This is a genomic window from Planktotalea sp., assembly GCF_965659345.1.
Taxonomy (GTDB): domain Bacteria; phylum Pseudomonadota; class Alphaproteobacteria; order Rhodobacterales; family Rhodobacteraceae; genus Planktotalea.
The window spans coordinates 16554-42085 of the sequence record NZ_CBFHVK010000023.1 but is presented as its reverse complement, the minus strand read 5'-3'; the positions used below and the strand labels follow the sequence as shown (position 1 = coordinate 42085).

Here is a 25532-nt window from a genome sequence, read left to right as displayed (position 1 = left end):
CAGTCTTATGGCATCCCGCCCAGCGTGCTGGGTCCTGCGCTCTTCTTTCAACCGAATGAGCCTCCCCGCCGTCTTAGGCTAGAAGAGATCGCAGCGATCAACGGGGTCACGCTCGAGGAGCTGCAACAAAGAGTGACCAAAGCATCGTCTGCGTATCGGGGCAATGGCAATGATTGACGCTGTCCTTGATCTCATGACCAACTACAGCATCGCGATTTTGTTTTTAGTGACCTTTTTTTCCTGCCTTTGTATCCCAATACCATCGTCGCTTGTGATGCTCACCGGCGGTAGTTTTGTGGCAACGGGCGATCTAGCACTAGTTTCCACGTTGGCGGCCGCCTATTTGGGTGCGATCACCGGCGATAATGTCGGTTATTTTCTAGCTCGTACATTTGGCAATCTGATCACGGGCTGGCTCGATGCGAACCCTAAACGCACCAAACTGCGCGACAGCGCCAAGGCCTATATGGATGGTAAAGGACCTATCAGCGTGTTTCTTTCCCGCTGGCTCGTCGCGCCGCTCGGTCCCTATGTAAATTTGGTCAGCGGTCTCACCCGTTACAATTGGCCTAAGTTCGCTCTTTGGGGTGCATTAGGCGAAATATTTTGGGTCGGACTCTACGTTGGATTAGGTTATAGTTTTTCAGATCAAATCACTGCGCTTGGCACCATGCTTGGCAATGCGAGCGGCTTTTTAGTCGCTCTTTTTGCTGTCATTTTTCTTGGTCGCTGGCTTTGGAGTGTCAGTAAACCCAAGGCCTAAATTATCTTTTTAAAAAGGACACCACCATGAGCTGGACCACATTTCTAAACGACACAATGGGCCGCATTGGCGCTTTGCAAAAAGAAACGCCTCAGATGTTCGCAGGCTTCAATGCGATGTCAAAGGCTGCGAAAAAGAACGGCGTGCTCGATGAGAAGACCAAAGAGTTTATCGCGCTTGGCATCGGTATTTCCACGCGTTGTGATAGTTGTATTGGCTTTCACGTGAAATCTTTGGTGCGCCTGAAAACGACCCGCGAAGAGCTTTGCGAAGCTTTGGAGATGATCGGCTACATGGGCGGAGGTCCGTCGATTGCTTATGGGGCCAAGGCGCTCGAGGCGTTTGATGAATTTAGTAAGTCATAACGCAACATAATCCTCATTATGCCGGAAGCGATAAGAACAAAAAAAACGCCGACCCCTAGTGGAGCCGGCGTTTCTTCAATTATTTCACGTAAATCTTAGGCAACGTCGAAGCGGTCTGCATCCATCACTTTAGCCCAAGCGGCCACGAAGGATTTCACGAAAGCTTCTGATGCATCGTTTTGTGCATAGGCTTCCGCCATCGCGCGCAGTTGTGAGTTTGCACCGAACACCAGATCGACGCGTGTGCCTGTCCAGCGGACCTCGCCCGTTGCGCGATCACGTGCTTCATACACAGTTTCGCTGTCGTCTACCGCTGACCATTCTACACTCATATCAGTGATACCTGTGAAGAAGTCGTTCGTGAGCTGGCCTGCACGCTCTGTGAACACGCCGTGGTTTGCGCCATCGACATTCGCACCCAACACACGCAGACCGCCAACAAGCGCTGTCATCTCAGGTGCGCTCAGTGTCAAAAGCTGCGCGCGATCCACCAAAAGCTCTTCTGCGGACACAGAGAATTCTTTTGGCGCATAGTTGCGGAAGCCATCGATTTGCGGCTCAAGAACGGCGAAGCCTTCGACATCCGTCTGCTCTTGCGTTGCATCCACACGGCCTTGTGTGAACGGTACAGCCACGTCGTGACCCGCCGCTTTCGCCGCCTGCTCGACACCTACGTTACCCGCAAGCACGATCAGGTCAGCCATGGACACATCGCTGGAAGACGCGCTCTGAATGCCTTCCAACACACCAAGCACGCGTTCAAGTTTCGCAGGCTCGTTCACTGCCCAAGAGCGCTGTGGCTCAAGGCGGATACGCGCACCATTGGCACCACCGCGATTGTCAGAACCACGGAACGTAGACGCGGACGCCCAAGCCGTTGACACCATATCCGCAACTGACAGATCAGAAGCAGCAATCGCCTCTTTCAGCGCAGCAACATCCGCATCGCTCAAAGCTTTACCAGACGCCGCTGGAAGCGGGTCTTGCCAAATCAGATCTTCGCTTGGCACTTCTTTACCCAAGTAGCGCACTTTTGGACCCATATCGCGGTGCAGCAGTTTGAACCAAGCACGTGCATAGGCATCGGCAAACGCATCGGGATCAGCCATGAACTCACGAGAGATCACTTCGTAATCTGGGAACATACGCAGTGCCATGTCAGCAGTTGTCATCATAGGTGCGTGTGATTTGGACGGATCATGCGCGTCTGGCACCGTGCCATCTGCGCCAACAGCCGTCCACTGGTTCGCACCTGCGGGGCTTTTCGTCAGCTCCCACTCCCAACCAAAGAGCGTCTCCCAGTAGGAATGATCCCACTGCGTTGGTGTTGGTGTCCATGCGCCCTCGATACCAGACGTGACTGTGTCATAGCCTTTGCCTGTGCCATTGGCGTTCTTCCAGCCAAGACCCATCTGCTGCAAAGGCGCGCCTTCAGGCTCAACGCCGACAAGTGCTGCATCACCGTTACCATGTGCTTTACCAAAGGTGTGACCACCTGCAACAAGCGCCACAGTTTCGCGATCATCCATGCCCATGCGCGCGAATGTATCGCGGATGTCATACGCAGATGCGAGCGGATCAGGGTTGCCATCCGGACCCTCTGGGTTGACGTAAATCAGACCCATCTGCACAGCAGCCAACGGGTTCTCAAGATCGCGCTCACCAGAGTAACGGCTGTTTTCACCACCAGAGTTTTGGAGCCACTCTTCCTCAGACCCCCAGTACGTATCCTCTTCAGGCTCCCAAACATCCGCGCGACCACCGCCGAAACCGAAGGTTTTGAACCCCATGGATTCCATCGCGACGTTGCCCGTTAGGATAAACAGGTCGGCCCAAGAGATTTGGTTGCCGTATTTCTGCTTGATCGGCCATAGCAAACGACGCGCTTTGTCGAGGTTGCCGTTATCAGGCCAGCTGTTGAGCGGCGCGAAACGCTGTTGACCTGTAGAACCACCACCGCGACCATCTGCTGTACGATATGTACCAGCCGCGTGCCATGTCATGCGCACGAACATTGGGCCATAGTGACCATAGTCTGCTGGCCACCAGTCCTGGCTGTCCGTCATCAAAGCCGTCAAGTCCGCTTTCAACGCGTCCAGATCGAGCTTTTCGAACTCTTTCTTATAGTCAATCTCACCACCAAACGGGTCGGTCTGTTTGGTGTTCTGGTTAAGGATTTTCAGGTTCAGCGCATTTGGCCACCAATCGCGATTGCCACGTACATCGTTGCGCGCGTGCACTGCTGTGCCATGCATAACTGGGCATTTGCCAATATTATTACCGTCCATGATACCTCCGGAAGAAATTGAATTAAGCGGTGTGAAGCACACGAATGACTCGCGTGATTAGAATGGTTCTAACAGGGTGAAATCATAAATAAAATTCACTTTTTCTTATAGTCGTCATAATTTTTCCCTATCACTGTTATATAACGATAACGTCCCCGCATATATCAGTTCGCCACAGACAGCGAGCCACACACCACATGCACAAGCCATCCTCGGGAACGTTTCTCTGGTCGATGGCAATTGGACGTCACTTGAACCAGCCGCTACATCAAGTAATGTGACGTTAAGCTTCGCATCCCCCAAACCGGTGAAAGAAACTATGCAAATCACACGCAGACATATGTTGCTTGGTCTTACTGGGGCCGCTGGACTTGTTGGCGCAGGCTACCTGCTGGCCCCTACCCGTTCCGGCGCTGACGAAAGCGCGCTTCTTGATCCTGTGGAAGCGCATCGACAGGCGCTGAATGGCGATATTCTTCTCGTGGATATACGCCGTCCGGATGAGTGGCAGCGCACAGGTCTTGGACAAGGGGCTGTCCCAATTGATATGCGGCGCAAAGACTTCGTTGATGCGCTTCTCGCCGAACAAATGAAACGGGATGGTTTGCCTGTTGCGCTGATTTGTGCGCGCGGTGTGCGTTCACGGCGCGTGGCTTTCGCGCTTGCGCAAGCCAATGTGGGTCCCATCATCGACGTCCCTGAAGGAATGCTTGGCTCACGTGCAGGTCCAGGGTGGCTCAAGCGAAAGCTACCGCTTGTCGCATGGCGCGGATAAGGACGATCCGACGTTCACAGAAACCCTAACGCGCCGTAGCGGCGCGCGTGAGCTTTGGAACCTGTCGCCGCCTTGGATTAGAAAAATTTGTGCCTCAAAGGCAATGTGATAATGACAGCCTATGAACAACTTAACGCTCAAACAGCTCAGATATTTTGAGGCCGTCGCCAATCAAAAGCATTTTGGTCGCGCAGCACAAGTCTGCAATATCTCTCAACCCGCCATTTCCGTTCAGATCAAAGAGCTGGAAGAAACTCTCGGGCAAACCCTGTTTGAGCGGCGCGCACGCCAGATTTGTCTAACCTCCTTCGGTGAGCAATTTGCTATCCGTGTGCGTCCCATTCTGCGCGCGGTCGATGATCTTTCTGACTTGGCGCGCACGTCTCATGAAGGGCTGGTTGGTAAACTGCGCCTCGGCGTTATTCCCACAATCGGCCCTTACCTGCTCCCGCGTATCGTTGCGCAAATGAACACCGCTTATCCGCAGGTCGATCTGCATATCAGAGAGACGCAAACGCATAATTTGATAAGTGATCTTCTTGGGGGTGCGCTTGATTTGGCACTTGTCGCCCTGCCCATTTCAGAACCCGAATTGACAGAACTTCCACTGTTTGATGAACGCTTTGTTTTGCTTCGTAGCGCGCGGGATGCTGGCAAGCCTGTCCCAGATGGATCTGCGCTGTCAAAGATGAAATTACTCCTGCTTGAGGAAGGTCATTGCTTTCGTGACCAAGCCCTTTCGTTTTGCCGAATGCCCAGCAGCACTCCGAAAGAAAGCATGGAAGGCAGCTCCCTTTCGACGCTTGTACAGATGGTTGCCAGCGGTCTTGGCGTGACCCTTATTCCCCAGATGGCCGTTGCACTGGAAGCGCGGTCTGCTGATGTCGATGTCGCCCGATTTGCGACGCCCGAACCTACCCGTACAATTGGCCTTGTTTGGCGCAAAGCCTCGCCGATGCGCGAAAGCGTCGAAAAGATTGGTGATTTGATCAACGAAAGCAATGAACTGGCAACACGCGAAAAATAGGCGTTACCTAATTTCCCAAACAGTTGGGCCATTTCCGCCAGTAATCGTTATCGTGCCGTCGCCAAGTTTTGTTATTTGGCACAGTGTACCTGCTGCTTCTTTCGGCTCGGTAAGCGTGCGGCACCAATGACCCTCTTTTATCGTCCATGCACCTTTGAATTTCCTCGATCCATCGCTGCCGGTCAAACGTCCATTCCGGTGCGCTTTGACTTTGAATTTTCCATAAACAAGTGTCTTGCCAGCAATGGCTTCTCGAACTTTTTCTGTCTGGTCAGCTTGCGCTTGAACCACCCCAAAACCGGTTGTCAGGGCGAAAACTCAAGCGATTAAAATTGATTTTTTCATCTATAAGTTCTCCACGTTACAATCGTTATATCAGGGTGGAATTCACCCCGAATAAGTCAACGCCGTAGAGCACTATCTTTAGCGCGTCATTCTACTCAAACGAGCATTACATAGCAGTTCTTACGCGTGAAACACCGCCCAGAACTCGTAAATGCCCAATGTCGGGTGTGCGGACTTAGTTGTCGTTCAGCTTAGAAGCTTGAATGGCCGCTTCTCCATCTTCAAAGATATTTTCAATAGCTTGCCCGAACAGCCGAGCGATTTTGAATGCAAGCGGTAGTGAAGGGTCGTAGCGCCCCGCTTCAATGGCATTGATCGTCTGTCGAGATACATCGAGATGGACACCAAGGACGGTTTGAGACCAACCCCGTTGGGCTCGGAGTTCCTTTAGGTGGTTCTTCATTAGAACACACCTTCGCGTTTCGAAATGATTGCTAGGGCTGCGGATTGCGCCACCCAAAAGATCGGCAAAAGCCAAAACACTGGAAGTCTTGGCGCATCGGCCAGTGTCTCCAGAGTACCCCAGCCGGCCGCGACGATCATCACGCAAGCGATGCCAAAAATGACCCCCTTTATCTGAATCAAACGCATAAATTCATCAACATCGTTCGCGAAGCGCCAATGCGCCCAAAATGCAAAGAAAATCGCAACAATCGGTATAAGAGCCAATACGTACTGGGTAATTGATGAGACTGCCGCATTTTCGGCGAGCCAAAATATGCTTACCGTTCCCACTCCGTAGACGGCTACCGACGGGATAAAGGCTTTGAAGTATCGATAGGTTGCTTGCTCTGTTGTCATGTCAAAAACTCCGGATATGGAAAGCTTCCTTTACATACTGGGCGCGTAAGTAGATGTAAAGGAAACTTTCCATTGTGATAAGATATGAGTGGAGAAACAATAGGACTGACACGTTAAACCGTGCGCAGCAAACATTGGCCGCAATGTAGAAAATCGGCAACGCGGGCTCACAGCAGACCTTGGATGCCTGATTTTCAAACATAACATATCAGCCCTTATCGGATTTTTGCATCGTTTCCCGTTATGAGCTACGTTGTTTTCCTAGTCTCATAGTACTCCATATTTTGCTTGCTAGGTCTTACTTATGCCGTTCCTGCCAACAAAAATAAACGAAGAATGCCCTAGCTGTGGCGCGGAAACCTTTGGTTTCTGGCGACGAGCTTCAGCTTCTAGAAGGCGTGTAAAATGTCCAAATTGCCAAAATAAGATTAGATTGAAAGGCACCTATTGGGTATTTTTTCTATCTCTTAAACTTACATTTCTTTGGATGTTCTTGGCTCTCGGGATTTTGACGTGGTCAATACCTTTTTCATTGTTTTCTTTGTTCGTTCTTATCCTTCTTGTACAACTATTCTGGGGAAGCATTGCAGGCCTCGAAGTGGTTGGTTGAGCTGGCCTAACTCGCCTCAAACATGCATCACATAAAACCCGTTACACGATGTTCTATTTTTGTTGAAACGCTAAAAACAACCCGATGTTGTTTCTCCTACCCCGCCAAATGCGCCTTCGCCCCCGAAGCCGCACGGCGCATACCGCCAGCAAACAAAGTCACGTCAATCTCCGTCGCGATAAAGCTCGCCCCCAGCGCGCGGCACTGGGTTTGCAGCTCTTTATCAAGCGTTAGAATTCCTGCTGCTTTGCCACCTTTGACAATCCGCTCAATCGCCGAAAGCACAGCCGCCTTCACCTCTGGCGCGCCCGCTTGACCGATGAAGCCCATGTCAGCCGCCAAATCCGCAGGGCCGATGAACACACCATCGATCCCCTCAACCGCGAGAATGTCATCCAGCGCGTCCATGCCAAGGCGGTTCTCCACTTGCACGATCAAGCAAATCTCATCCCGCGCTGTCGTGAGGTAGTCTGCAATCCCCGAAAACTCAGATGCACGCGCAAGCGCAGAGCCAACACCGCGCACGCCATGCGGCGGATAGGTCACCGCATCCACCATCGCCTGCGCCTGCGCGCCGCTTTCCACCATCGGGATCAAAAGCGACTGTGCGCCTGCGTCCAAATACTGTTTGATCAGCGCCGTATCGCCCACCGGCGGACGCACCATCGCATGTGTGTCGCTGCCTTTCAGCACCTGCAATTGCGCCATGATCGAGCGTAGGTCATTGGGCGAATGTTCCCCATCCACACAGACCCAATCGAATCCAGCACTCGCGCTGATCTCTGCCACGTAAGCATCCGCAAGGCCTAGCCAACAGCCCACCTGTAGCTCCCCTTTGTTGATGGCATGTTTGAACGGATTGTGTGGTGCAGGCATAAGCGGATCTCCCTAAGCGAATGAAATATCAACGCATCCAAACGCGCCGAAGTCTGCATGAATATCTGTGCCACTGGGGCACTCAACGGGGCGAATGAAACTGCCAGACAGAATAATCTGACCGGGTTCAATGCTCTGCCCATATTGCGCCATGCGCCGCGCGAGCCAGACGACGCTTTCCACAGGATCATTCAAGACGCCTGCCCCAAGCCCTGTCTCTTCAACTTCATCATTGCGCGACGTAATCGCCCCAACCCAACGCAGATCAAATGCGTCAGGCGCATGTTTCTTGTCCCCCAGAACAACACCCGCATTCGCCGCATTGTCGGAAATCGTATCATAGACTTTGCGCGTTACGCCCGTATCAGGATCAGCACGCAAGATACGTGTATCAAGGATCTCGATCGACGGGGCAACATAGTCCGTTGCGGCCAAAACATCATCGCGCGTCACATCTGCACCTCCGATGGAGGACTTCATGACAAAAGCAATCTCCGCTTCGATCCGAGGTTGGATAAAGCGCCCTTTGGGTACAGTTGCACTATGTTCAAAGACCATATCGTCAAACAAAATACCGCTGTCGGGAATATCAATGTTTAGCGCATATTGCATCGCTTTGGAGGTCAGTCCGATCTTCCAACCAACCACCTTACGCCCCTGCGCGAGCTTTGCACGATAGATCGCATTTTGCACCGCATAGGCGTCATCCATGCCCATCTCAGGATGCTTAAGCGTGAGCAAACCAATCTGCGCGCCAGAGCTCTCTGCAGCTAACAAGTCTGTCGCTGCTTGTGCATGATCGCTTTCGTTCATAGCACTTCATCTTCCACAGTATTCACGAGCGTGCCGATACCGTTGACTTCAACCTCAACCACATCACCGGGCTTGAGATAGCGTGGCGGATCAAAACGCGCACCTGCTCCAGTGGGCGTTCCCGTGACGATAACATCGCCCGGCTGAAGTGTCATAAAGGTTGAAATATATTCAATCTCACGACGGATCGGATGCATCATTCGGCTAAGCACATCATCTTGGCGCACCTCACCGTTAACGCGCGTGATAATGCGCGCATCGTCAAGCTGGCTCGCATCTTTGAACGGCACCAGCCAAGGGCCCATCGCAGCAGAGCGATCCCAGTTCTTGCCTTGCGTGACGTTGAACTTCGCATGGCGCACCCAATCGCGAATTGTACCTTCATTACAGATCGTAATCGCCGCGATGTGATCATACGCATCTGCTTGCGCAATGCGCCGTCCGCCTTTGCCAATAACAATCGCGACTTCGCCCTCGTAATCGAGCGTTTCGTTTTCAGGTGGCCGGATCAGGGGGCGATTATGCCCTGTAAAACCGCTGACGAAACGCGGAAACAGCGACATATATTTCGGCGCTTCTGTGGTGCCGTCTTTATATTCTGCGTTGCGGTCTGGAAAATTGACACCCACACAAAGAATGCGCTTGGCATTGGGAAGTACCATCTCAAATTCGAAATCTTCATGCGTGACAGGTCGCCCTTTGGCAACGCTTTCCAGCTCACTCAAGGCACCCGCTTCAATCACGTCCAACAGCGTTGGCCATTGTGGGCAAACCGCGTTCAGCGCGACCATACCGCCGTCAGCAACGACGCCGTAAAAACTCTCTCCACCAGATGAAAAGCTCGCAAAATTCATGACAGTGTCTCCCACACTTCTTTAATAACGCTGTGCGCCATCATAACATCGTCGCGCGTCGTATCGAATTGACCCACTGTAAATCGGATGATTTTCCGCCCGTCAAATGCCCCTTGGGTGATGTAGATTCGGCCATCATCATTGATCGCATCAACAAGGCGCTGTTGCATGTTATCATCGCCCGGGCAGCGGAATGAAAACAGGCTCAGAATGGGTTCCGTCACAATTTCAAACCCGTCTAAACCGCGTAACGCGTCACACAGCTCACCTGCCCAAAGCACATGGTTGCGGATACGCGTTCGCAGCCCTTCAAGCCCGTAAGAGCGGATCAAGAACCACAGTTTAAGCGCGCGAAAACGGCGCCCCAGCGGGATTGTCCATTCGGAATAGTTCACCACAGTTTCACCCGTAGTCTTGAGATACTCCGGTTCGATTTTCAACGTGTTGAGCTGCGGCTGCGCATCACGCAAGAACTGAACGGAACAATCGAAATTCGCACCAAGCCATTTGTGCGGGTTGAATACAATACTGTCGTAGCCATTCACATCAGCCCAAAAGTCTTGCTGAAACTCCGGCACAATCATCGCAGCGCCCGCCCATGCGGCATCAAGATGTGTGTAAAGATCCTCAGCCTGTGCAACGCGCAAAATCGCGCCCAGATCATCGCACGCACCAATGCCAGTGCCACCCGTTATCGCAATAATGCCAGCGGGCGTATGCCCAGCTGCGCGGTCTGCATCAATCGCCGCCTGAAGGGCATCTGCCTCCATGCTGAACCGCTCACCGGTGCCCGCGATCTTTACCAAATTCGCCTGACCAATGCCCGCAACCCAACAAGCACGATCAATCGAGGAATGTACCTGCTCGGAACAATAAATCCGCAAGTTGCCTTTCCCGTTCAACCCATCCTGATTGCCCGTGTAGCCAAGCGCACGTTCACGCATGGTCAGCACCGCAGACAACGTTGCAGAAGACGCGCTATCTTGAATAACGCCTGTATAGCCCTCTTGCAGACCCATCGCTTGGCGCAGCCAGTCGATCATCACGCCTTCAACTTCGGTTGCGGCGGGTGACGTCTGCCATAGCATGCACTGCGCGGCGATGGTCGTGACCAACAGCTCTGCAAGCATCGAGGGTGCCGCAGCGTTGGAATTAAAATAGGCGAAGAAACGCGGATGTTGCCAATGGGTGATCCCTGGCATCACGATATCCTCAAAGTCCGCCATGATCGCTTCCATCTGCTCACCACCCTCAGGTGGCGCTTTAGGAAGTTGCGCAGCAATCTCACCATAAGCAGTTTGCGCACGCACCGGCTGGTCACGAAGTCCCTTATGGTACTCCGCACTCCAATCAGCAATTTTCTTGCCCCAATGGGCGTATTCGTCCCAATCCATCGCTCTGCCCTACCCTATGGCGCTATGATCGGGCTAGCCGCGATCTGGGAATCTTTCGTTTCCACGCCAACAAATTTAGTGCCGTGTTCAAACCAACTGCGCGGCGCGGCGGCCCCCCAAAGCGTTTGACGCTGTGGGTCTTGCAGATCCCATTTGATCGGCTCCATATCCGGATCGACCGTTTGGTAATCAGAGCAATAAATCTCAATGCGGTGTCCATCCGGGTCCAAAATGTAGAGGAAGAAAGCATTGGAAATGCCGTGCCGCCCGGGACCACGCTCAATGTTATCCACATGTCCTGTCGTCGCCATCAGATCGAGTAAATCAATGATGTTGAGCGGTGTGGGCACCCAAAACGCAATGTGGTGCATCCGCGGACCAGTGCCATTGGTAAAGGCCATATCATGCACGCCACCTTTGCGGTGCATCCATGCTGCCCAAACCTTTTTGCTTTCATCATCCTCAGTATATTCCGTCACACGAAAACCGAAATCAGAATAGAACGCGACAGACTCGTCAACATCATGGCTGAAGCAATTAAAGTGATCAATCCGAAGCGGCTTTACCCCACGATAAAGCGCGTATTTCTGGTGAATTGGCTCAAGACGATCCATCTTGTGGTAAAACTCCAGCGGAATTCCCATGTTGTCTGACGTCAGCAAAGTGCGGCCCTGATAGGGACGATCCACCCAAGCCGTGGGGCGCCCCTTGCCTTTGAAATAGACCTCGGCCTTATCAAGGTCATCCTCATCAAACGTCTTGAAACCCATCACCTCAACCGTGCCGGGCTGGTCAGATTTTTGCAAAATGACGCAGTGATGACCACGCTCTTCCATGGCGCGCAGATACACGTGCGTGTCACTTTCATCTGTGACCTGAAGACCCAAAATATTGGTGTAAAACTCCTTGGACGCGGCAAGGTCTTTCACATTCAGGCACGCATGGCTCAAACGGATAGTGTTGAAATCAGGATAAAGATTGGGTGCTGGAACTGGCATCAGAGCGCTCCTAGTTTTGTGATTTTATGTTGACCTGTCGCAAAGCCAATGTGCTTTTGCTCCATGTAGAATTCGAAAGACCAGTCGCCGCCATCGCGTCCAATACCGCTGGCTTTGACACCGCCAAACGGTGTCGGCAGATGGCGCACATTCTCGGAATTCACCCAGATCATGCCTGCCTCTAACGCGTCGGTAAAGCGTAGCGCACGGGTTAAATCATTGGTCCACACATACCCGGTCAAACCGTAGTTTGTGTCATTCGCGATTTGCAGCGCCTCTTCCTCAGTGTTGAACGGAATCGACGTTAGCACAGGGCCAAAGATCTCTTCCTGAGCAATCCGCATATCGTTGTTTGCATTGGTGAAAAGCGTCGGACGCACGAAATACCCCTCATCACCAACAACCTCACCGCCTGCCGCAACCTTTGCGCCATCCTCTTTCGCAATATCGAAATAACTGGTCACCTTGTTGAAGTGCTCTTCCGTCACAAGCGGGCCAATTTCAGTCGCCGGATCCAACGGATGACCAACCTTGATATTGTTCACACGCTCGACCAACTTCGCCTCAAACTCTTCGCGAATTGTGTCCTGAACCAAAAGCCGTGACGACGATGTGCAACGCTCGCCATTGATCGAATAGATCATGAAAATGACAGCATCCAAAGCGCGCTCAAGATCCGCATCATCAAAGACAATCACAGGGTTCTTGCCGCCCAGCTCCAAGTGATTGCGCTTCAATGTATCCGCACCTTGCTTGGTGATCAGCGATCCTGTCGAACTCTCTCCAACAAAGGCAATCGCTTTGATCTTGGGATGTTCGCACAGCGCTTTGCCCGCGCCTTCGCCAAATCCGTTCACCGTGTTCAGAACACCGGGTGGCAAACCTGCCTCTTCAGCGATCTCTACCAAAAGTCGCGCTGTCAACGGCGACGCCTCGGCGGGTTTATGAACCACAGTACAACCCGCAGCGAGCGCTGGCGCGATCTTCCAGGTAGAGAGCATAAATGGCGTGTTCCAAGGGGTGATCACCCCAACAGGGCCAATCGGCTTGCGCATGGTGACATTCATCAGCGTTGGAGATTGCAAATGCTGTCCATCGCGCGCTTGCACAACCTGATCCGCGAAATAGCGGAAATTTTCCGCCCCGCGCAGCGCCGCTTTGGACATGAATTTCAACGCCTGGCCAGTGTCCCAGCATTCGCACAAAGCAATCTCTTCTGCGCGCGCCTCGATCCCTTCAGCAACCTTGATCAAGATCTTCTTACGCTGAAGCGCAGGCATATCACGCCACTCGGCAAATGCATCAGACGCTGCGTTTGCCGCTGCATCGATATCTTCTGCTGTCCCATGTGCGACATCGCAAATCAGCGATTTATCCACAGGTGAATGCGCCTGAAAGACGCCGCCGCAACCGGTGACATCCTGCCCCGCAATCCGGTTCTGAATGCCGCCGCTTTTAAAACGCTCTAAAAAGCCGTTCAGCTTTGCAATATTGTCATCAAGGCTGCTCATGAAGGGGTCTCCAAATGATCTCTAATCGTGCCAAATTTCGGGGACAAAGACGCGTCAATGTCACGTATCTCTGCGGAAAGTGCGATGGAATGCGTGCTCAGGGCATCTGACATAAAGCTCTTAAGCGTCGCGAAGATGCGCGTGATGCTATCCGACTTTACATCCTGCGAACGCCCTTCGCGCAGACGGATCGAAAGATCGATAAACCCGTGCTTGGCGTTGCCATCGGCAATTGCATAGTGGTCAACACGCGTGGCCCGTACACGCACACCGGCCAAAGGAAACGCATCAATCTGCACCGCTTCAGCGCGGATCGCTTCGCACAGCGCGCCAACATCAACCACCTCTTCAAGGTTCGCCGAATATTCGATGTGAAAATGTGGCATGATATTCCTTAACATGTTAACTATTGCTAAATTAATTAAACTGAGGCACCTTTGTCAAGCATCACTTGGCAGCTTCAAAAACTTCGTGCAAAACAGGCGTGTTATGTCATCTCAATTACCAAGCACCTCGCGCTCACTTCCAATCGCGCTCATCCGCGCCCGCGAAGGCGCAATGTCGCCGATTCGCGAAATGCTCGCAGAAACCGGCATCACGGAACAACAATGGCGCGTTCTGCGCGTGCTAAGTGAATTTGGCGCGCTGGACACTTCAACGTTGGCCAGTCGCGCCTCCCTGCTCTTCCCAAGTCTAACGCGCATCGCAACAACCATGCGCGGCAAAGGGCTCATCACTCAAACACGAGATAGCGTAGACAGGCGGCGACAGTTCATCAAAATAACTGACAAGGGCCAGAAAATAATCGATGAATATGCCGAACCAGCAGCGCAGATCGTTGCGGAGTTTCGCAAAACCTTGGGGGATGAAAACTATGAAACACTGCTCGATTTGCTCGAACAGCTAGACCCAGGCAGCAAGCCTTCTAAAGCTTGATCCAAGCCGTCTTGAGATTGATGTACTTCTCAATCGCATGAAGCGATTTATCGCTGCCATTGCCCGATTGCCCCACGCCACCCAGCGGCACAGTCCCATCCGCACCACCATAAGTGTTTACATGCATCACGCCTGTTTTGATCTCGCGCACCATGCGATGTGCACGGCTCAAATTTGACGTCCAAACAGCGCCCGCAAGCCCGTATACAGTTGCGTTGGCCAATCTCACCGCCTCTTCCTCGCTATCGAAAGCCGTGACACCCAGCACAGGCCCAAACACTTCTTTTTGGGTCAACGTCGCTTCTGCTGTTACCCCAGTCACAATCGTCGGTGCCATATAATAGCCCCCCGTCTCTTGCAGAATACGGCTTCCCCCTAAAACAACATCACCGCCCTCGGCGCGCGCTGTTTCAACAAACTCAAGGTTTTGCTTAAGCTGAATTTCCGAATTCACAGCCCCAATCGCGGTTCCCAAATCTAAAGGATCCCCAACTTTCATTGCACTGCTCGCTTTCGCGACCTCAGCGACAAATTCATCATGAATAGACGCTTCCACCAAAAGCCGGGATCCAGCCACACAGACCTGTCCGGAATTGCGAAAAATGCCACCAGCGGCGACCTGCGCGGCTTCTGCTAAATTCGGCGCATCGGCAAAAATCACGTTTGGGGATTTTCCGCCCAGCTCCAGATAGACCCGCTTCATGTTAGAACGCGCGGCATATTCCATCAAACGACGACCCGTGCCCCCCGATCCGGTAAAGACCAACACATCAACGTCCATCGACAAACCCATCGCTTCGCCGACAACTGCGCCCTCACCCGTCACTGCGTTCAACACGCCATCAGGCAATCCCGCGTCATGCGCCAGCTCCACCATGCGCATCAGCGACAAAGATGCAGTTTCAGATGGTTTCAAGACAACAGAATTGCCCATCGCCAGCGCAGGTCCCAGCTTCCAAGCGCCGATCATCAAAGGGAAGTTCCACGGAATGATCGCGCCAACGACGCCAACGGGCTCCTTATGGATCATCCCTAAAATATCAGATGGCGTGGCCGCGATCTCACCATAAATCTTGTCCAAAGCTTCCGCATAATAGCGGATCGTGCCAGCGGCACTGCCCGGCTCCGCTTTGATCGCCATGTTGATTTCTGTACCATTGTCGCGCACGCCCAATACGGCCAGTTCCAACGCATGCGCCTCGATCAAATCGGCCCATTTCATGAGCACCTTCTTGCGTGCAGCAGGCGATTGACCAGCCCATCGCTTGTCCTCAAAAGCGTCGCGCGCCGCTTTGATCGCGGCGTTCATATCTTGCACGGTGCCTTTGGCCGTTTGCGTCAATACCTGCCCGTCAATAGGTGACAGAATATCCATCAGACCGCCGTCAGACGCAGACACGTGTTGGCCCGCAATAATATGCGTGCGCATCGCAACTGGTTCTGCGCGCAATGCGTCAATTTTGGTCTGATCCATATTTTTCCCCTTGGCCGAGCTTTGGCATTTTCAGCGTATAGACCGCCGAACGTGCCTAAGGTTCAACAGTTAATTCGCAATCGGTTCACATATAGAACCGATGGTTCAAAAACATATTGTCCTAACTGACGTACTCTGTCAAAATTTGAAAAACGCCCCATATATTGGACACCGCACCATGAAAGACTCCAACTTTTTGAAAGAGAACAACGCGCGCCAGATGTGGCACCCGATGACCTCTCCACAGGACAGCGCTGACAATCCACCCAAAATCATCACAGGCGCAAGCGGCGTCAGCATCACAGATATCGACGGTCACACCGTTGTGGACGGCGTTGGTGGCCTGTGGAACGTTAATCTTGGTTACTCTTGCCAACCCATCAAAGACGCGATGGCAGCGCAGCTTGACACCTTACCCTACTATTCAACGTTTCGCGGCACGACCAATGATGTGGCCATCGAACTGGCCTATGAGCTAGGTGAATTTTTTGCGCCCGACGGGTTGAGCCGCGCGTTCTTTACCTCAGGTGGGTCCGATTCAGTCGAAACTGCTTTGCGCCTCGCGCGACAGTATCACAAGCTGCGTGGCGAACACGGACGCACCAAGTTTCTGAGCCTCAAGAAAGGCTATCACGGCACCCATATGGGCGGTGCATCGGTCAACGGCAATGCCAATTTCCGCACCGCGTATGAACCGCTCTTGCCTGGCTGTTTCCACATTCCGGCCCCCTACACATATCGCAACCCTTTCAATGAAACCGACCCTGAGAAGCTCGCTCAACTCTGCGCGCAGGCTCTTGAGGATGAAATCGCATTTCAAGGTGCCAACACGCTCGCCGCAATGATCATAGAACCCATCCTTGGCGCAGGTGGGGTTATCCCGCCACACAAGTCCTTCGCGCCGATGGTACAAGAGATTTGCAATCGCAATGGCATCCTTTTGATCACCGATGAAGTCATCACCGCCTATGGACGGACTGGCGCATGGTCTGGCGCACGTCTTTGGGGGATCAAACCTGACATGATGGCCACTGCCAAGGCGATCACCAATGGCTATTTTCCTTTCGGCGCCGTTATGCTTGGGGAACGGATGGTAAAAACATTTGAAGATAATCCAAGCGCTAAAATCGGTCACGGCTATACCTACTCTGGTCACCCCGTTGGCGCCGCCGCCGCGCTTGCTTGTCTTGCAGAAACCAAACGTTTAAACGTCATCGAAAACGCCGCCGCGCGTGGCACACAGCTCTATGAGGGCTGCCTCGCTCTGAAAGAGAAATACGACATCATCGGGGATGTACGTGGCGGCCATGGCCTGATGACCGCTATCGAAATGGTTTCAGACCGTGCCACTAAAAAGCCGGTCGATGCAGGCCGCGCGCAAGTCGTCCAAGATACAGCATATGACAACGGTGCAATGGTACGCATATCAGGCCCTAACTTGATCCTTTCGCCCTCATTGGTGCTAAGTGAAGCAGATGCACAGACCCTTCTTGATGGCATCGAAGCGGGCTTTAAAGCGGCGTGACACGCTCCAAAGATCAACTCATCAAAGATCGGGCCCGCCTTATGGGCCCAAACGTCGCAACCTTTTATGATGACCCCGTTCACTTTGTTAAGGGTGATGGCGTTTGGCTTTGGGATGCGGACGGGCGCAAATACCTTGATTGCTACAACAACGTCCCCCACGTCGGTCATTGCAATCCACGCGTCGTGGACGCGATCCATCGTCAAGCCAGCACGCTCAACACCCATACACGCTATCTACACGATGGCATCCTTGACTACATCGAACGCCTTACAGCGACGATGCATCAGTCTCTAAACAGCGCAATAGTGACTTGTACAGGCTCTGAAGCCAACGACATCGCCTTGCGCATGGCCGAAGCCGTGACAGGCAAACGCGGCATCATCGCAACCGATGCGACCTATCATGGTAACACATCCCTTGTGAGCCAACTCAGTCAAAGCAATGTCCCTACAGTCGGCTTCGGTCTTGAGCAATATTTCCGCTTTGTCGATGCTCCCGATAGCTATCGCGCCTACGATCCTGACGGTACAATTTTTGCAAACAACGTGGCCCAACAGATCGCTGAACACGAAATATCAGGCACAGGTTTCGCAGCGTTACTGATCTGCCCGTATTTCCTAAACGAGGGTTTTCCAGACAACCCAGATGGCTGGCTCAAACCCGTAGCCAATATTGTGCGCAAAGCAGGTGGTTTGTTGATCTGCGACGAAGTGCAATCAGGCTTTGGCCGCGTCGGAACACATATGTGGGCGCATGAGAAAATGGGTGTAGTCCCTGACATCGTCACCCTTGGCAAGCCTATGGCAAACGGGCACCCTGTTGGCGGCGTTGTCACCAACACTGACATCATCGCGCGCTTTCGTGACGGGTATCGCTATTTCAACACATTCGGCGGCAACCCTGTGTCCTGCGCCGCTGCACTGGCTGTTCTGGAAGAAATGGACGCAGAAAATCTCATGGACAACGCCAAGACCGTCGGTGCCTATGCGCGCGCGCGTCTAACCAAGCTGAAAGAGAAGCACGAAGTCATAGGCGACATTCGCGGCTCTGGTCTCGTCTTCGGTGCAGAAATGGTTATGGATCGCAAAACCAAAGCTCCGGCAAGCGTGCAGACTGACAAAATCATCAACGCGATGCGTCACCGTGGCGTCATCCTCTCCAAGCTCGGGCGTCATAAAAACACACTCAAAATTCGCCCGCCAATGCCCTTTTCGATCGATAACGCTGACCTCTTGTTCGACACGCTCGATGATGTCCTCAGCACGGCCCTATGAACGCAATTGTCGAAAAAGCGCTGCATCTTTGGGGCTGGCACAGCGCTGACTATTCTCTGGTAGCCGCTCGCGAAAACGCTGTCTTTCGCGTCAGGTTTCGCGGCGAAACCTACGCGCTACGCCTTCACCGCATCGGCTACCGCACCGATACAGAACTGCATTCGGAACTTGATTGGATGGCCGCTCTCTCACAAAGTGGATTGAACGTCCCTAGCCCCATCCCCAGCCCCAATGGCGAAACCCTTCTGACAATTGACAACACCCAAGTCGATGCTCTCACATGGCTCAACGGCGCGCCCCTGTCCGAACACTTACCCTCTCAAAACCGCGTAGCGATTTTTCACCAGCTCGGCCAAAACATGGCCCAGCTCCACACCATCAGTGACGCGTGGAACCCTCCAAAAGCCTTCGAACGCCCCGCTTGGGATCGCGCCGGTCTGCTTGGTGAAACACCCCTCTGGGATCGCTTCTGGGAGAACCCGTATCTTGATACGCAGGAACAAGCGTTCCTCAGCAACCTACGCACCCGAGCGGACGCGCTTTTAAGCAAACATGAACATGCGTTAGACTACGGCCTGATCCACGCAGACCTCGTTCCAACGAATGTGATGTACGACGGCACACAGCTCACGTTTATCGATTTCGATGATGGCGGCTTTGGGTTTCGCCTGTTTGAGCTGGCAACTGCTTTGCTCAAATACATCGATGACCCCGACTACCCTGCCCTGCGCAACGCGTTGATCCAAGGCTACACCAGTAAACGGGGGGTAGACTTAGAACACCTTGATTTCTTTATACTTTTGCGCGCTTTAACCTATGTAGGATGGAACATTTCGCGCATCCATGAGGACGGCGGGCTAGAGCGCAACAAGCGGTTCAATGAGACTGCCAAAAATGTATCTAAGCATCTGATAATAAATTAAATGTTCTGTCTGCCGCGTGTAACGCCCCCTCTAGATACCCACCAAATTGATCAGCAACCTCCGTTCCACTAAAGATCAAATGACCATCCCAAAGACCACTCAGGTTTCGCGGCGAACCATAGGTTGGGTGCGCATACATTGGCGCCTGATCCGCCTGTGTCGCCGTCCTCGGGTCAAACGCCCAGTCTTTTATGAAAAGCGCTTTTGGCTCTGCGGCCACCTCTCCGAACAAGCGGACCAATTGCGCAATAATATGACCTCTCAGCGCATGTTCATCTGCCCGATCGCGCGGCGAAACACCTATGAACCCAAACAGGGCATAGGGTCCAGCGGTCTTTGGCGATGCGTCGTGGATTTCTACCATAGGGCCACGTCGGCTCATCGCATCCCCAGACAACCCCGCTTCTCGCCAAAACGCCGTGTCATAGACAGCCACCGCCTTCGCTTGACCCGCCATCCAAGTCGGCACATTGGCCATCGCACTGCGAGCACTATCGGGCAGAGGGGGCTCAAAAGTGACCTGTGCCGCAAGCCGTGGTGGCATTGCAAAAACGACTTTGTCAAAGCTGGAGGTTTCGCCGCGAAACCTCGCCCTGATTTTGGAACCGTCATACGAAAGCGCGCTCACTTCAGAATTCAAAGCCCGCTTGCTTTGCGGAATTTGCTCAACAAGCGCATCAATCAAGGCAGACAGCCCACCGCTGACACGCCACGACCCCGCCATTGAAGACAGGCCCGCACCACGTTGAACTTGACCGCGCTCATCCTCAAAAATCAAATCACCAGTGGCATATTGCTCGAACGTCTTTAGGCCAAAGCGCTGGATCAAAGCAGCCATCTTTGGCTGCCCAGACCAGAACCAAGCTGGACCCATATCGAAAGACCCGTCGCCTATGTGCTGCGTCTTTATTCGGCCCCCAAAGCGAGGGCGCGCGTCTAGCAATAGATAGTCGTGCCCATTTCGTTCCAACATATCGGCAAGCGCCAAGCCAGAAAGCCCGCCGCCAATAATCAGTGTTCGGTTGGACATTAAACTGCCGCGGCTTGGGCGTAGGGCAAATGACCAGTCTTCATCCAGAGTTTCGCGCCCTCGTCACCAGCAATCAAATTCAGCGAGTCCCCATCAGGTAAACGCAGCCAACTGCCCTGCCCCAAGGTTTCGCCGCGAAACCTCACCGAGCCTGAGAGCACCAAAACTTCGGCGCCACCTTGTTCTGAATTCTCAAAGTTTGCGCCTGCCTTCAGTGAAGCGTAGCGCACCACTTCACGCGCGTCGCGGAACAGTTCAGCGCTTGCGACACCCTCTACGTAAGTGCCAAGCTCATCCTCCATAGTTTTGCGAAATTGGGTGCGATCCTCCATATCAAATTGCCACAGCTTCACAAAGATCGTGCAGCCCTCAGCAGAGCTGGGCGTATGAGCTGTTGTTGGCGGATTGCGCACATAGGTGCCTGCTGGATAATCACCATGCTCATCCTGAAACACACCCTCAAGGACGATAAATTCTTCGCCGCCCGTGTGGGTGTGGGCGGAAAAGCGACTGCCCTTGGCGTAGCGAACGATACTGGTTGCACGGGCAACTTCATCGCCAATACGGTCCAACATTCGACGATCAACACCTTTCATAGGCGATGCAATCCAGTCGAGCTTTTCTGAATGCACAATTACTGTTGCGTCAAAATCGGCGTTAAGTTCCATAGGAAGCCCTTTCAAAATCTATGGCTTAGAAAGGGCGATTCCTGCGACAATGCAAGGGCTGCAACACTGCTTCAACCCGACGTGATAGGTTTCGCGGCGAAACCTATCTCCTTAGTCTTTGGGTTTTTCGAGCAAATAAGCGAGGTGTTCTATCGCGCTTTCGATCAGGTCTTTGTCCAGCGTTTTACCACCAATTCGGATCATATGGCCGTTGCTGTCATGGGCGTGGCGCAGGGTCACACCAGAAGAAAGAACCCGCGTATCCCCCTGCCAAGTAGGTTTCGCCGCGAAACCTGCGGGCCGGCCACCGCGCGCAGGATCTTTGCGCGACTGTGCTTCTTGCGCCTCAATGATGGCCTCAAGCGCTATCCATTCATGCTCTGCATTCTCGAATGTGCCGCGGGACAGCACATCGCGCAAATCAGCTTCCGCCCCATTTCGCAATGCATTGGCAAGTCTTAAACCATCGCGTTCTTTCAGCGCTTCTGGATAAATCAGCAGATCACCCAGCTCTTCAAAGATCAAAGCAAACGCGCGAATTTTGCTACGCTTGGCTTTGGAGGCGACGGCGAAAAGTTTGTTCACCCCGTCTTCAGTATTGGCAAAAACACCTTGTTGAGCTGCCACAACGGCAATGCGACCACGTTCAAAATGCGATAGGTTGGAGCGTATTTCATTCTCTTCCACCATAGCTGTGATTGCACCACCAAGCGCTTCTGGATCACGCTCTATCGCTGTGATTTTTAGCCACTTTGAATCATCGCTTTTGGACGCCAATTCACGAACAGCATTGTAGCGGCGAAAGCCAGATAGCAGACCGTAAGGCGCATCATTCGCCTCGGTCGTTTCGCGACGAAACACTTCGATAGGAAGGCGCATGCCATGGGCTTCAATCGAGTCTTTTAGCTCTTTCATTTCATCAGCGTTGATCAACGTGCGGTCCCGGATCATCGCGCGCGGATCAATTTGATCAAGTGGGATCGCAAGCAGTTCACGTCCCTCAGACCGCAAGCTTTGCAGCGCATCAGAATCGGCTTGGAGCTTTGCACTGGCAGCGCGGCTTTCAACATCTAACGGGCTGCTGGCAAGCGCGGCGTCGGCGCTGATCTGGCTGATGGGCGCCATTCCTGAACGGGGGGAGGTTTCGCGGCGAAACCTCTCTTCGATCTGATTTAGATCGTCCGCAGAGGGGACAGCAACTTTTCTACGCTTGGCCATTCTCAGTCTCCATCAATTGTTCTGCTGCATCTTGGAACCATGCACCGACAATAATCTCTTTCACTTCAGCCCAGGTCCGATCGAAAGTCTCGCGGCCACGAACATAAGTGTCGCGATTGAATTCGCGATAATCCGCTTCATAAATCCCGTTCACCTGCTCACCTGCTTGGCCAATCATCGCGGTCACATCTTGTCGGAAGGTGGTCATCAGATCCCCAAAGTACGCTTGGATCACGTTGGCCAAATCCGTCTGTTGGTTCGCATCGAAACGCGTGATGAGCGTGCGCACAGCGTCCCATTCGAACTTGATCTCTGGCAATCCTTGTTGGCGGCGCTGCGCGTTTTCACCATCTTCGATGCTGGCGAAGGTAGAGTAGAGCATATCAAAGAAACGACCCGTTGAATCAAATTCCAGAAACGACGCACCAAGGGGGACGAGCAAGATATCAGCGGCGGCCAACGCGTTGATCGTGAGGTAGCCAAGGGCAGGGGGGGTATCGAGAAAGATGAGGTCATATTCGTCGAGTAGGCCACTGTCATTCAATCCATTGGTCAGTCCATCCCAGAGCTGCCAACCACGCCCTTGCATACGCCATACAGGGATCTGAAATTCAGCCCAATAGAGATTGAGCTGTGCGCCGATCAGGTCAATGTTTGGCCAGTGGGTTTCCTGAACGAGGTTTCGCGGCGAAACCTCTAAGGCTTCTGTGAGGGTTTCATCGAGAGGAATTTCAGCTTCACCGCGCGCACTGCGCACCTTGTTTTCCGCTTGCACGTGCTGCGCAAAATCGCGTGCGAGAATAGGAAAAGCGGTTTGCCATTCATCACTTACGGTGCCGCCCATGATGCTGGTGAGCGAGCCCTGACTGTCCAGATCAATGACTAAGACTTTGTAACCATCCAGTGCGGCGGACATGGCAAGGTGCGCACAGGTCGACGTTTTACCAACACCACCTTTGAAATTGGCGACAGCGATGGTTTTGGCCTGCGCACCGTTCGGTTTGTAAGGCTGATATTCACGGTTTGCCGCACCTTCAGCCGCGAAGTGGGCGCGCAGCTCAATCACCTCTGACAGATCGAACCATTTTGAATTGCCCTCTCCCGTGCCTTGAGGCAGGTCAGGATTAGCCCGCAGAACGCGGCGAAAATGAGCAGGGGCGACAGGGATTAAATAGCGGCACACTTCCCAAGTAGAAAAGCGGCGAAGCTGTTTCTTGCCATCAGGGGCATGGCCTGTCTTGGCAAGTTCATCGCGCCCACGGGCAGCAAATGCCGCTGCTTTCGCGAATCGCGCGGTGTCGATAGGCTGGGTGAGTTTCGCAGCGGAACGTTCGGGATCGATTCCGAAATAGGGTGGAAGGGGCTGCTTACCTGCTGTCGTCATTGTGCGCGTCTCATGTTCTTTTTTATGTGTTATATCATTCAAAGAATGGCACATCCTATCGAAAAACGGAAATATTCATGTAAGAATGTTAAAGAAATCCTAAAACAATGCCCTTACTGTTTAATATGTATAGAGTCTTTATAGACTTTGGAGTTTATTAATTACCTAATAACAATAGGTTACGTTCTTTAGAGTGCCTTTGCACGGGACAAAAGGTACCAAGTTACGGGATGACAGGGACCATAGATCAGGATCAAAGGTACCGATTCGCGGGATGTCGTGTCTAAACGTCTTGTTAGGGTCTTGTTGGGCGAAAACAGTGTGCTCTCATCTGATATGCGTCCTGTATCTGGGTACCTTATCGGTTAGCGTTGGTTTGGTGAATGGCGCGGTTAAAGCACCTACAAGACAATTGAAGCGAGGTGCTTTTACTGGTAAGTGTCGTCATCAAAAGGTTCCAAAGAGAACCGTGAGCAGAGGTACCTTAGCTGTGCAAGATGACATTCCCAAGGATAAACTGACGGGCGCTTTGCGCCGTGGTTCGGTCAAGAAACATGTCGCTGCGATACATGTGTCCGGGAAACTGACGCTGTTGCAACGCAAGCTTTCTAATGTGTTGTTGCTGAATGCGTATGACCGGCTGGGCGATGCGCAAACCTTCGAGATGGATGCGCGGACCTTGTGCATGATGGTTGGCTACAATTCGAACGATTTTGACACGTTGAAAGCGTCGCTGCGCGGCTTGGCGGAAACGGTTGCTGAATGGGACATGTTGGGTGCAGATGGGGCGCAAGAGTGGGGCGTGTCGAGTTTGCTCAGTTATGCCAAGTTAAAAGGGGGCGTTTGCGAATACGCCTATTCGCCCGCGCTGGCGGAAAAGCTGGCAGACCCAAAGGTTTTTGCGCTGATTAACCTGAATATCCAGCGCAGGTTCACTAGTGGCCATGCTTTGGCGCTTTATGAGAACTGCTATCGCTTTCATCGCACAGGCAGCACGGGGTGGTGGCCGCTGGACACGTTTCGCCGTTTGATGGGGGTTGAGGACAGCGCATATTACCAGATTTATAAACACCTGAACGCGAAGATTATTAAGCCTGCGGTCGCGGAAGTGAACAAGTCGAGCAATATCATTGTGACCCCGGAGACGCGTAAGCGGGGCAGGGCGGTGACTGATATTCGTTTTGTTATTAAGCCGAACCCGCAGCTTGCGATCCTTGATCTGGATGATGGGACGGGCCTGCGGCGTGCGCCGGTTTATGACCGATTGCGAGGAATGGGGGTGAGTGATCGCCTAGCGCGACAATGGATTACGCAGCACGGCGAAGATGTGGTGGCGCAAAAGCTGTCATATGTAGAGGCGCAGGATGATGTGCGCTCACCCATCGGGTATTTGACGGCTGCCTTGCGCGATGACTTTAAGCCAGAAGCACCCGCAAAGAGCGCTGTGACCAGTGCGCGGGCGCAAGCCTTGGCGGCGGTGCAGGACATTGTTAAAGGGCGCACGCCTACGCAACGGGACGCAGATAAACGGTTGTTTCTTGCGTCGCTCAGTCAAGCCAATGAGCGCGATGATTTTGCGCGACATGGTTGGATGTCTGCGTTGAACCGCGATGCGATTGAGGCGTTCTGGAAAGAGCTGTTCCCTGATGCTTTTGCTGATTTGGGAAAGTAGCGTTT

General features: G+C 53.0%; 24 protein-coding genes. 9 read left to right on the top strand and 15 right to left on the bottom strand.

The window, feature by feature from the left end:
* The first annotated feature begins 169 nt into the window (after positions 1–169).
* Together ACTG3Z_RS15500 and ACTG3Z_RS15495 are read left to right on the top strand one after the other, a co-directional pair.
* Positions 170–763 (top strand): DedA family protein, encoded by a 594-nt coding sequence (locus ACTG3Z_RS15500; RefSeq protein WP_439143897.1) that lies wholly within the window; start codon positions 170–172, stop codon positions 761–763.
* 26 nt (positions 764–789) lie between these two features.
* On the top strand, positions 790–1128 hold the full coding sequence (locus ACTG3Z_RS15495; RefSeq protein WP_439143933.1) for a carboxymuconolactone decarboxylase family protein: 339 nt from the start codon (positions 790–792) through the stop codon (positions 1126–1128).
* A gap of 95 nt (positions 1129–1223) precedes the next feature.
* Here the strand turns inward: ACTG3Z_RS15495 and katG are convergent, their stop codons facing one another.
* Positions 1224–3416 carry a catalase/peroxidase HPI gene (gene katG, locus ACTG3Z_RS15490; protein ID WP_439143932.1) on the bottom strand — a complete coding sequence of 731 codons (2193 nt, stop codon included), beginning with the start codon at positions 3414–3416 and terminating at the stop codon, positions 1224–1226.
* A gap of 319 nt (positions 3417–3735) precedes the next feature.
* Here katG and ACTG3Z_RS15485 point away from each other — a divergent pair, with 319 nt between their 5' ends.
* Positions 3736–4191 carry a rhodanese-like domain-containing protein gene (locus ACTG3Z_RS15485; RefSeq protein ID WP_439143931.1) on the top strand — a complete coding sequence of 152 codons (456 nt, stop codon included), beginning with the start codon at positions 3736–3738 and terminating at the stop codon, positions 4189–4191.
* 121 nt (positions 4192–4312) lie between these two features.
* The gene (locus ACTG3Z_RS15480; protein ID WP_439143930.1) at positions 4313–5218 is read left to right on the top strand and encodes a LysR substrate-binding domain-containing protein; all 906 of its coding nucleotides are present in this window, start codon (positions 4313–4315) and stop codon (positions 5216–5218) included.
* A gap of 520 nt (positions 5219–5738) precedes the next feature.
* Here ACTG3Z_RS15480 and ACTG3Z_RS15475 read toward each other — a convergent pair.
* The 9 genes from ACTG3Z_RS15475 to ACTG3Z_RS15435 form a co-directional block, all read right to left on the bottom strand.
* Positions 5739–5966, bottom strand: a complete 228-nt coding sequence (locus ACTG3Z_RS15475; RefSeq protein WP_439143929.1) for a helix-turn-helix transcriptional regulator — start codon at positions 5964–5966, stop codon at positions 5739–5741.
* Positions 5966–6364: a hypothetical protein gene (locus tag ACTG3Z_RS15470; RefSeq protein ID WP_439143928.1), complete on the bottom strand. Its 399-nt coding sequence runs from the start codon at positions 6362–6364 to the stop codon at positions 5966–5968. The genes ACTG3Z_RS15475 and ACTG3Z_RS15470 overlap by 1 nt, the downstream gene beginning before the upstream one ends.
* Positions 6365–7070: 706 nt before the next feature.
* Entirely contained in the window at positions 7071–7850 is a 780-nt protein-coding gene (locus ACTG3Z_RS15465) for an aldolase/citrate lyase family protein (RefSeq protein ID WP_439143927.1), read from the bottom strand.
* A 12-nt stretch (positions 7851–7862) separates the two neighbouring features.
* Positions 7863–8663, bottom strand: a complete 801-nt coding sequence (gene hpaH / locus ACTG3Z_RS15460; RefSeq protein WP_439143926.1) for a 2-oxo-hept-4-ene-1,7-dioate hydratase — start codon at positions 8661–8663, stop codon at positions 7863–7865.
* Complete coding sequence (locus ACTG3Z_RS15455; RefSeq protein WP_439143925.1) at positions 8660–9517, bottom strand: fumarylacetoacetate hydrolase family protein; 858 nt, start codon at positions 9515–9517, stop codon at positions 8660–8662. The genes hpaH and ACTG3Z_RS15455 overlap by 4 nt, the downstream gene beginning before the upstream one ends.
* Complete coding sequence (locus tag ACTG3Z_RS15450) at positions 9514–10911, bottom strand: pyridoxal phosphate-dependent decarboxylase family protein (protein WP_439143924.1); 1398 nt, start codon at positions 10909–10911, stop codon at positions 9514–9516. Before ACTG3Z_RS15450 ends, ACTG3Z_RS15455 begins: the two co-directional genes overlap by 4 nt.
* Positions 10912–10925: 14 nt before the next feature.
* Positions 10926–11909 carry a 3,4-dihydroxyphenylacetate 2,3-dioxygenase gene (gene hpaD / locus ACTG3Z_RS15445; RefSeq protein ID WP_439143923.1) on the bottom strand — a complete coding sequence of 328 codons (984 nt, stop codon included), beginning with the start codon at positions 11907–11909 and terminating at the stop codon, positions 10926–10928.
* The gene (gene hpaE / locus ACTG3Z_RS15440) at positions 11909–13420 is read right to left on the bottom strand and encodes a 5-carboxymethyl-2-hydroxymuconate semialdehyde dehydrogenase (RefSeq protein ID WP_439143922.1); all 1512 of its coding nucleotides are present in this window, start codon (positions 13418–13420) and stop codon (positions 11909–11911) included. Before hpaE ends, hpaD begins: the two co-directional genes overlap by 1 nt.
* Complete coding sequence (locus tag ACTG3Z_RS15435) at positions 13417–13806, bottom strand: 5-carboxymethyl-2-hydroxymuconate isomerase (protein ID WP_375267522.1); 390 nt, start codon at positions 13804–13806, stop codon at positions 13417–13419. Before ACTG3Z_RS15435 ends, hpaE begins: the two co-directional genes overlap by 4 nt.
* 103 nt (positions 13807–13909) lie before the next feature.
* Here ACTG3Z_RS15435 and hpaR point away from each other — a divergent pair, with 103 nt between their 5' ends.
* The gene (gene hpaR, locus ACTG3Z_RS15430; RefSeq protein ID WP_375267523.1) at positions 13910–14356 is read left to right on the top strand and encodes a homoprotocatechuate degradation operon regulator HpaR; all 447 of its coding nucleotides are present in this window, start codon (positions 13910–13912) and stop codon (positions 14354–14356) included.
* On the opposite strand, the gene ACTG3Z_RS15425 is transcribed toward hpaR, so the two are convergent.
* Positions 14346–15830: an aldehyde dehydrogenase gene (locus ACTG3Z_RS15425; protein WP_439143921.1), complete on the bottom strand. Its 1485-nt coding sequence runs from the start codon at positions 15828–15830 to the stop codon at positions 14346–14348. The genes hpaR and ACTG3Z_RS15425 overlap by 11 nt on opposite strands.
* Positions 15831–16008: 178 nt before the next feature.
* On the opposite strand from ACTG3Z_RS15425, the gene ACTG3Z_RS15420 reads away from it, so the two are divergent.
* From ACTG3Z_RS15420 to ACTG3Z_RS15410, 3 genes are read left to right on the top strand one after another with little or no spacing between them, the layout of a single operon-like run.
* Positions 16009–17355, top strand: coding sequence for an aminotransferase class III-fold pyridoxal phosphate-dependent enzyme (locus tag ACTG3Z_RS15420; protein WP_439143920.1), 1347 nt, complete (start codon positions 16009–16011; stop codon positions 17353–17355).
* Positions 17352–18632 (top strand): aspartate aminotransferase family protein, encoded by a 1281-nt coding sequence (locus ACTG3Z_RS15415; RefSeq protein WP_439143919.1) that lies wholly within the window; start codon positions 17352–17354, stop codon positions 18630–18632. Before ACTG3Z_RS15420 ends, ACTG3Z_RS15415 begins: the two co-directional genes overlap by 4 nt.
* Positions 18629–19555 carry a homoserine kinase gene (locus ACTG3Z_RS15410; RefSeq protein ID WP_439143918.1) on the top strand — a complete coding sequence of 309 codons (927 nt, stop codon included), beginning with the start codon at positions 18629–18631 and terminating at the stop codon, positions 19553–19555. The genes ACTG3Z_RS15415 and ACTG3Z_RS15410 overlap by 4 nt, the downstream gene beginning before the upstream one ends.
* Here ACTG3Z_RS15410 and ACTG3Z_RS15405 read toward each other — a convergent pair.
* The 4 genes from ACTG3Z_RS15405 to ACTG3Z_RS15390 all read right to left on the bottom strand — a co-directional run bounded on the left by ACTG3Z_RS15405 (position 19533) and on the right by ACTG3Z_RS15390 (position 23855).
* Positions 19533–20585 (bottom strand): flavin monoamine oxidase family protein, encoded by a 1053-nt coding sequence (locus tag ACTG3Z_RS15405; RefSeq protein WP_439143917.1) that lies wholly within the window; start codon positions 20583–20585, stop codon positions 19533–19535. The genes ACTG3Z_RS15410 and ACTG3Z_RS15405 overlap by 23 nt on opposite strands.
* Positions 20585–21253, bottom strand: coding sequence for a cupin domain-containing protein (locus ACTG3Z_RS15400; RefSeq protein ID WP_439143916.1), 669 nt, complete (start codon positions 21251–21253; stop codon positions 20585–20587). Before ACTG3Z_RS15400 ends, ACTG3Z_RS15405 begins: the two co-directional genes overlap by 1 nt.
* A gap of 111 nt (positions 21254–21364) precedes the next feature.
* Positions 21365–22471 (bottom strand): ParB/RepB/Spo0J family partition protein, encoded by a 1107-nt coding sequence (locus ACTG3Z_RS15395; protein ID WP_439143915.1) that lies wholly within the window; start codon positions 22469–22471, stop codon positions 21365–21367.
* Positions 22458–23855: an AAA family ATPase gene (locus tag ACTG3Z_RS15390; RefSeq protein WP_439143914.1), complete on the bottom strand. Its 1398-nt coding sequence runs from the start codon at positions 23853–23855 to the stop codon at positions 22458–22460. Before ACTG3Z_RS15390 ends, ACTG3Z_RS15395 begins: the two co-directional genes overlap by 14 nt.
* A 469-nt stretch (positions 23856–24324) precedes the next feature.
* Between ACTG3Z_RS15390 and ACTG3Z_RS15385 the strand changes: the two genes are divergently transcribed.
* On the top strand, positions 24325–25527 hold the full coding sequence (locus ACTG3Z_RS15385; RefSeq protein WP_439143913.1) for a replication initiation protein: 1203 nt from the start codon (positions 24325–24327) through the stop codon (positions 25525–25527).
* Positions 25528–25532 lie beyond the last annotated feature (5 nt).

What these genes read in the sequence shown, in the direction of transcription:
- hpaD (WP_439143923.1), bottom strand. Translation starts at nt 11,909, where the DNA reads ATGCCAGTTCCAGCACCCAATCTTTATCCTGATTTCAACACTATCCGT.
- hpaE (WP_439143922.1), bottom strand. Translation starts at nt 13,420, where the DNA reads ATGAGCAGCCTTGATGACAATATTGCAAAGCTGAACGGCTTTTTAGAG.
- ACTG3Z_RS15495 (WP_439143933.1), top strand. Translation starts at nt 790, where the DNA reads ATGAGCTGGACCACATTTCTAAACGACACAATGGGCCGCATTGGCGCT.
- ACTG3Z_RS15475 (WP_439143929.1), bottom strand. Translation starts at nt 5,966, where the DNA reads ATGAAGAACCACCTAAAGGAACTCCGAGCCCAACGGGGTTGGTCTCAA.
- ACTG3Z_RS15425 (WP_439143921.1), bottom strand. Translation starts at nt 15,830, where the DNA reads ATGGATCAGACCAAAATTGACGCATTGCGCGCAGAACCAGTTGCGATG.
- ACTG3Z_RS15470 (WP_439143928.1), bottom strand. Translation starts at nt 6,364, where the DNA reads ATGACAACAGAGCAAGCAACCTATCGATACTTCAAAGCCTTTATCCCG.
- ACTG3Z_RS15450 (WP_439143924.1), bottom strand. Translation starts at nt 10,911, where the DNA reads ATGGATTGGGACGAATACGCCCATTGGGGCAAGAAAATTGCTGATTGG.
- ACTG3Z_RS15420 (WP_439143920.1), top strand. Translation starts at nt 16,009, where the DNA reads ATGAAAGACTCCAACTTTTTGAAAGAGAACAACGCGCGCCAGATGTGG.
- ACTG3Z_RS15410 (WP_439143918.1), top strand. Translation starts at nt 18,629, where the DNA reads ATGAACGCAATTGTCGAAAAAGCGCTGCATCTTTGGGGCTGGCACAGC.
- ACTG3Z_RS15390 (WP_439143914.1), bottom strand. Translation starts at nt 23,855, where the DNA reads ATGACGACAGCAGGTAAGCAGCCCCTTCCACCCTATTTCGGAATCGAT.
- hpaH (WP_439143926.1), bottom strand. Translation starts at nt 8,663, where the DNA reads ATGAACGAAAGCGATCATGCACAAGCAGCGACAGACTTGTTAGCTGCA.
- ACTG3Z_RS15500 (WP_439143897.1), top strand. Translation starts at nt 170, where the DNA reads ATGATTGACGCTGTCCTTGATCTCATGACCAACTACAGCATCGCGATT.
- katG (WP_439143932.1), bottom strand. Translation starts at nt 3,416, where the DNA reads ATGGACGGTAATAATATTGGCAAATGCCCAGTTATGCATGGCACAGCA.
- ACTG3Z_RS15395 (WP_439143915.1), bottom strand. Translation starts at nt 22,471, where the DNA reads ATGGCCAAGCGTAGAAAAGTTGCTGTCCCCTCTGCGGACGATCTAAAT.
- ACTG3Z_RS15465 (WP_439143927.1), bottom strand. Translation starts at nt 7,850, where the DNA reads ATGCCTGCACCACACAATCCGTTCAAACATGCCATCAACAAAGGGGAG.
- ACTG3Z_RS15480 (WP_439143930.1), top strand. Translation starts at nt 4,313, where the DNA reads ATGAACAACTTAACGCTCAAACAGCTCAGATATTTTGAGGCCGTCGCC.
- hpaR (WP_375267523.1), top strand. Translation starts at nt 13,910, where the DNA reads ATGTCATCTCAATTACCAAGCACCTCGCGCTCACTTCCAATCGCGCTC.
- ACTG3Z_RS15400 (WP_439143916.1), bottom strand. Translation starts at nt 21,253, where the DNA reads ATGGAACTTAACGCCGATTTTGACGCAACAGTAATTGTGCATTCAGAA.
- ACTG3Z_RS15485 (WP_439143931.1), top strand. Translation starts at nt 3,736, where the DNA reads ATGCAAATCACACGCAGACATATGTTGCTTGGTCTTACTGGGGCCGCT.
- ACTG3Z_RS15405 (WP_439143917.1), bottom strand. Translation starts at nt 20,585, where the DNA reads ATGTCCAACCGAACACTGATTATTGGCGGCGGGCTTTCTGGCTTGGCG.
- ACTG3Z_RS15435 (WP_375267522.1), bottom strand. Translation starts at nt 13,806, where the DNA reads ATGCCACATTTTCACATCGAATATTCGGCGAACCTTGAAGAGGTGGTT.
- ACTG3Z_RS15455 (WP_439143925.1), bottom strand. Translation starts at nt 9,517, where the DNA reads ATGAATTTTGCGAGCTTTTCATCTGGTGGAGAGAGTTTTTACGGCGTC.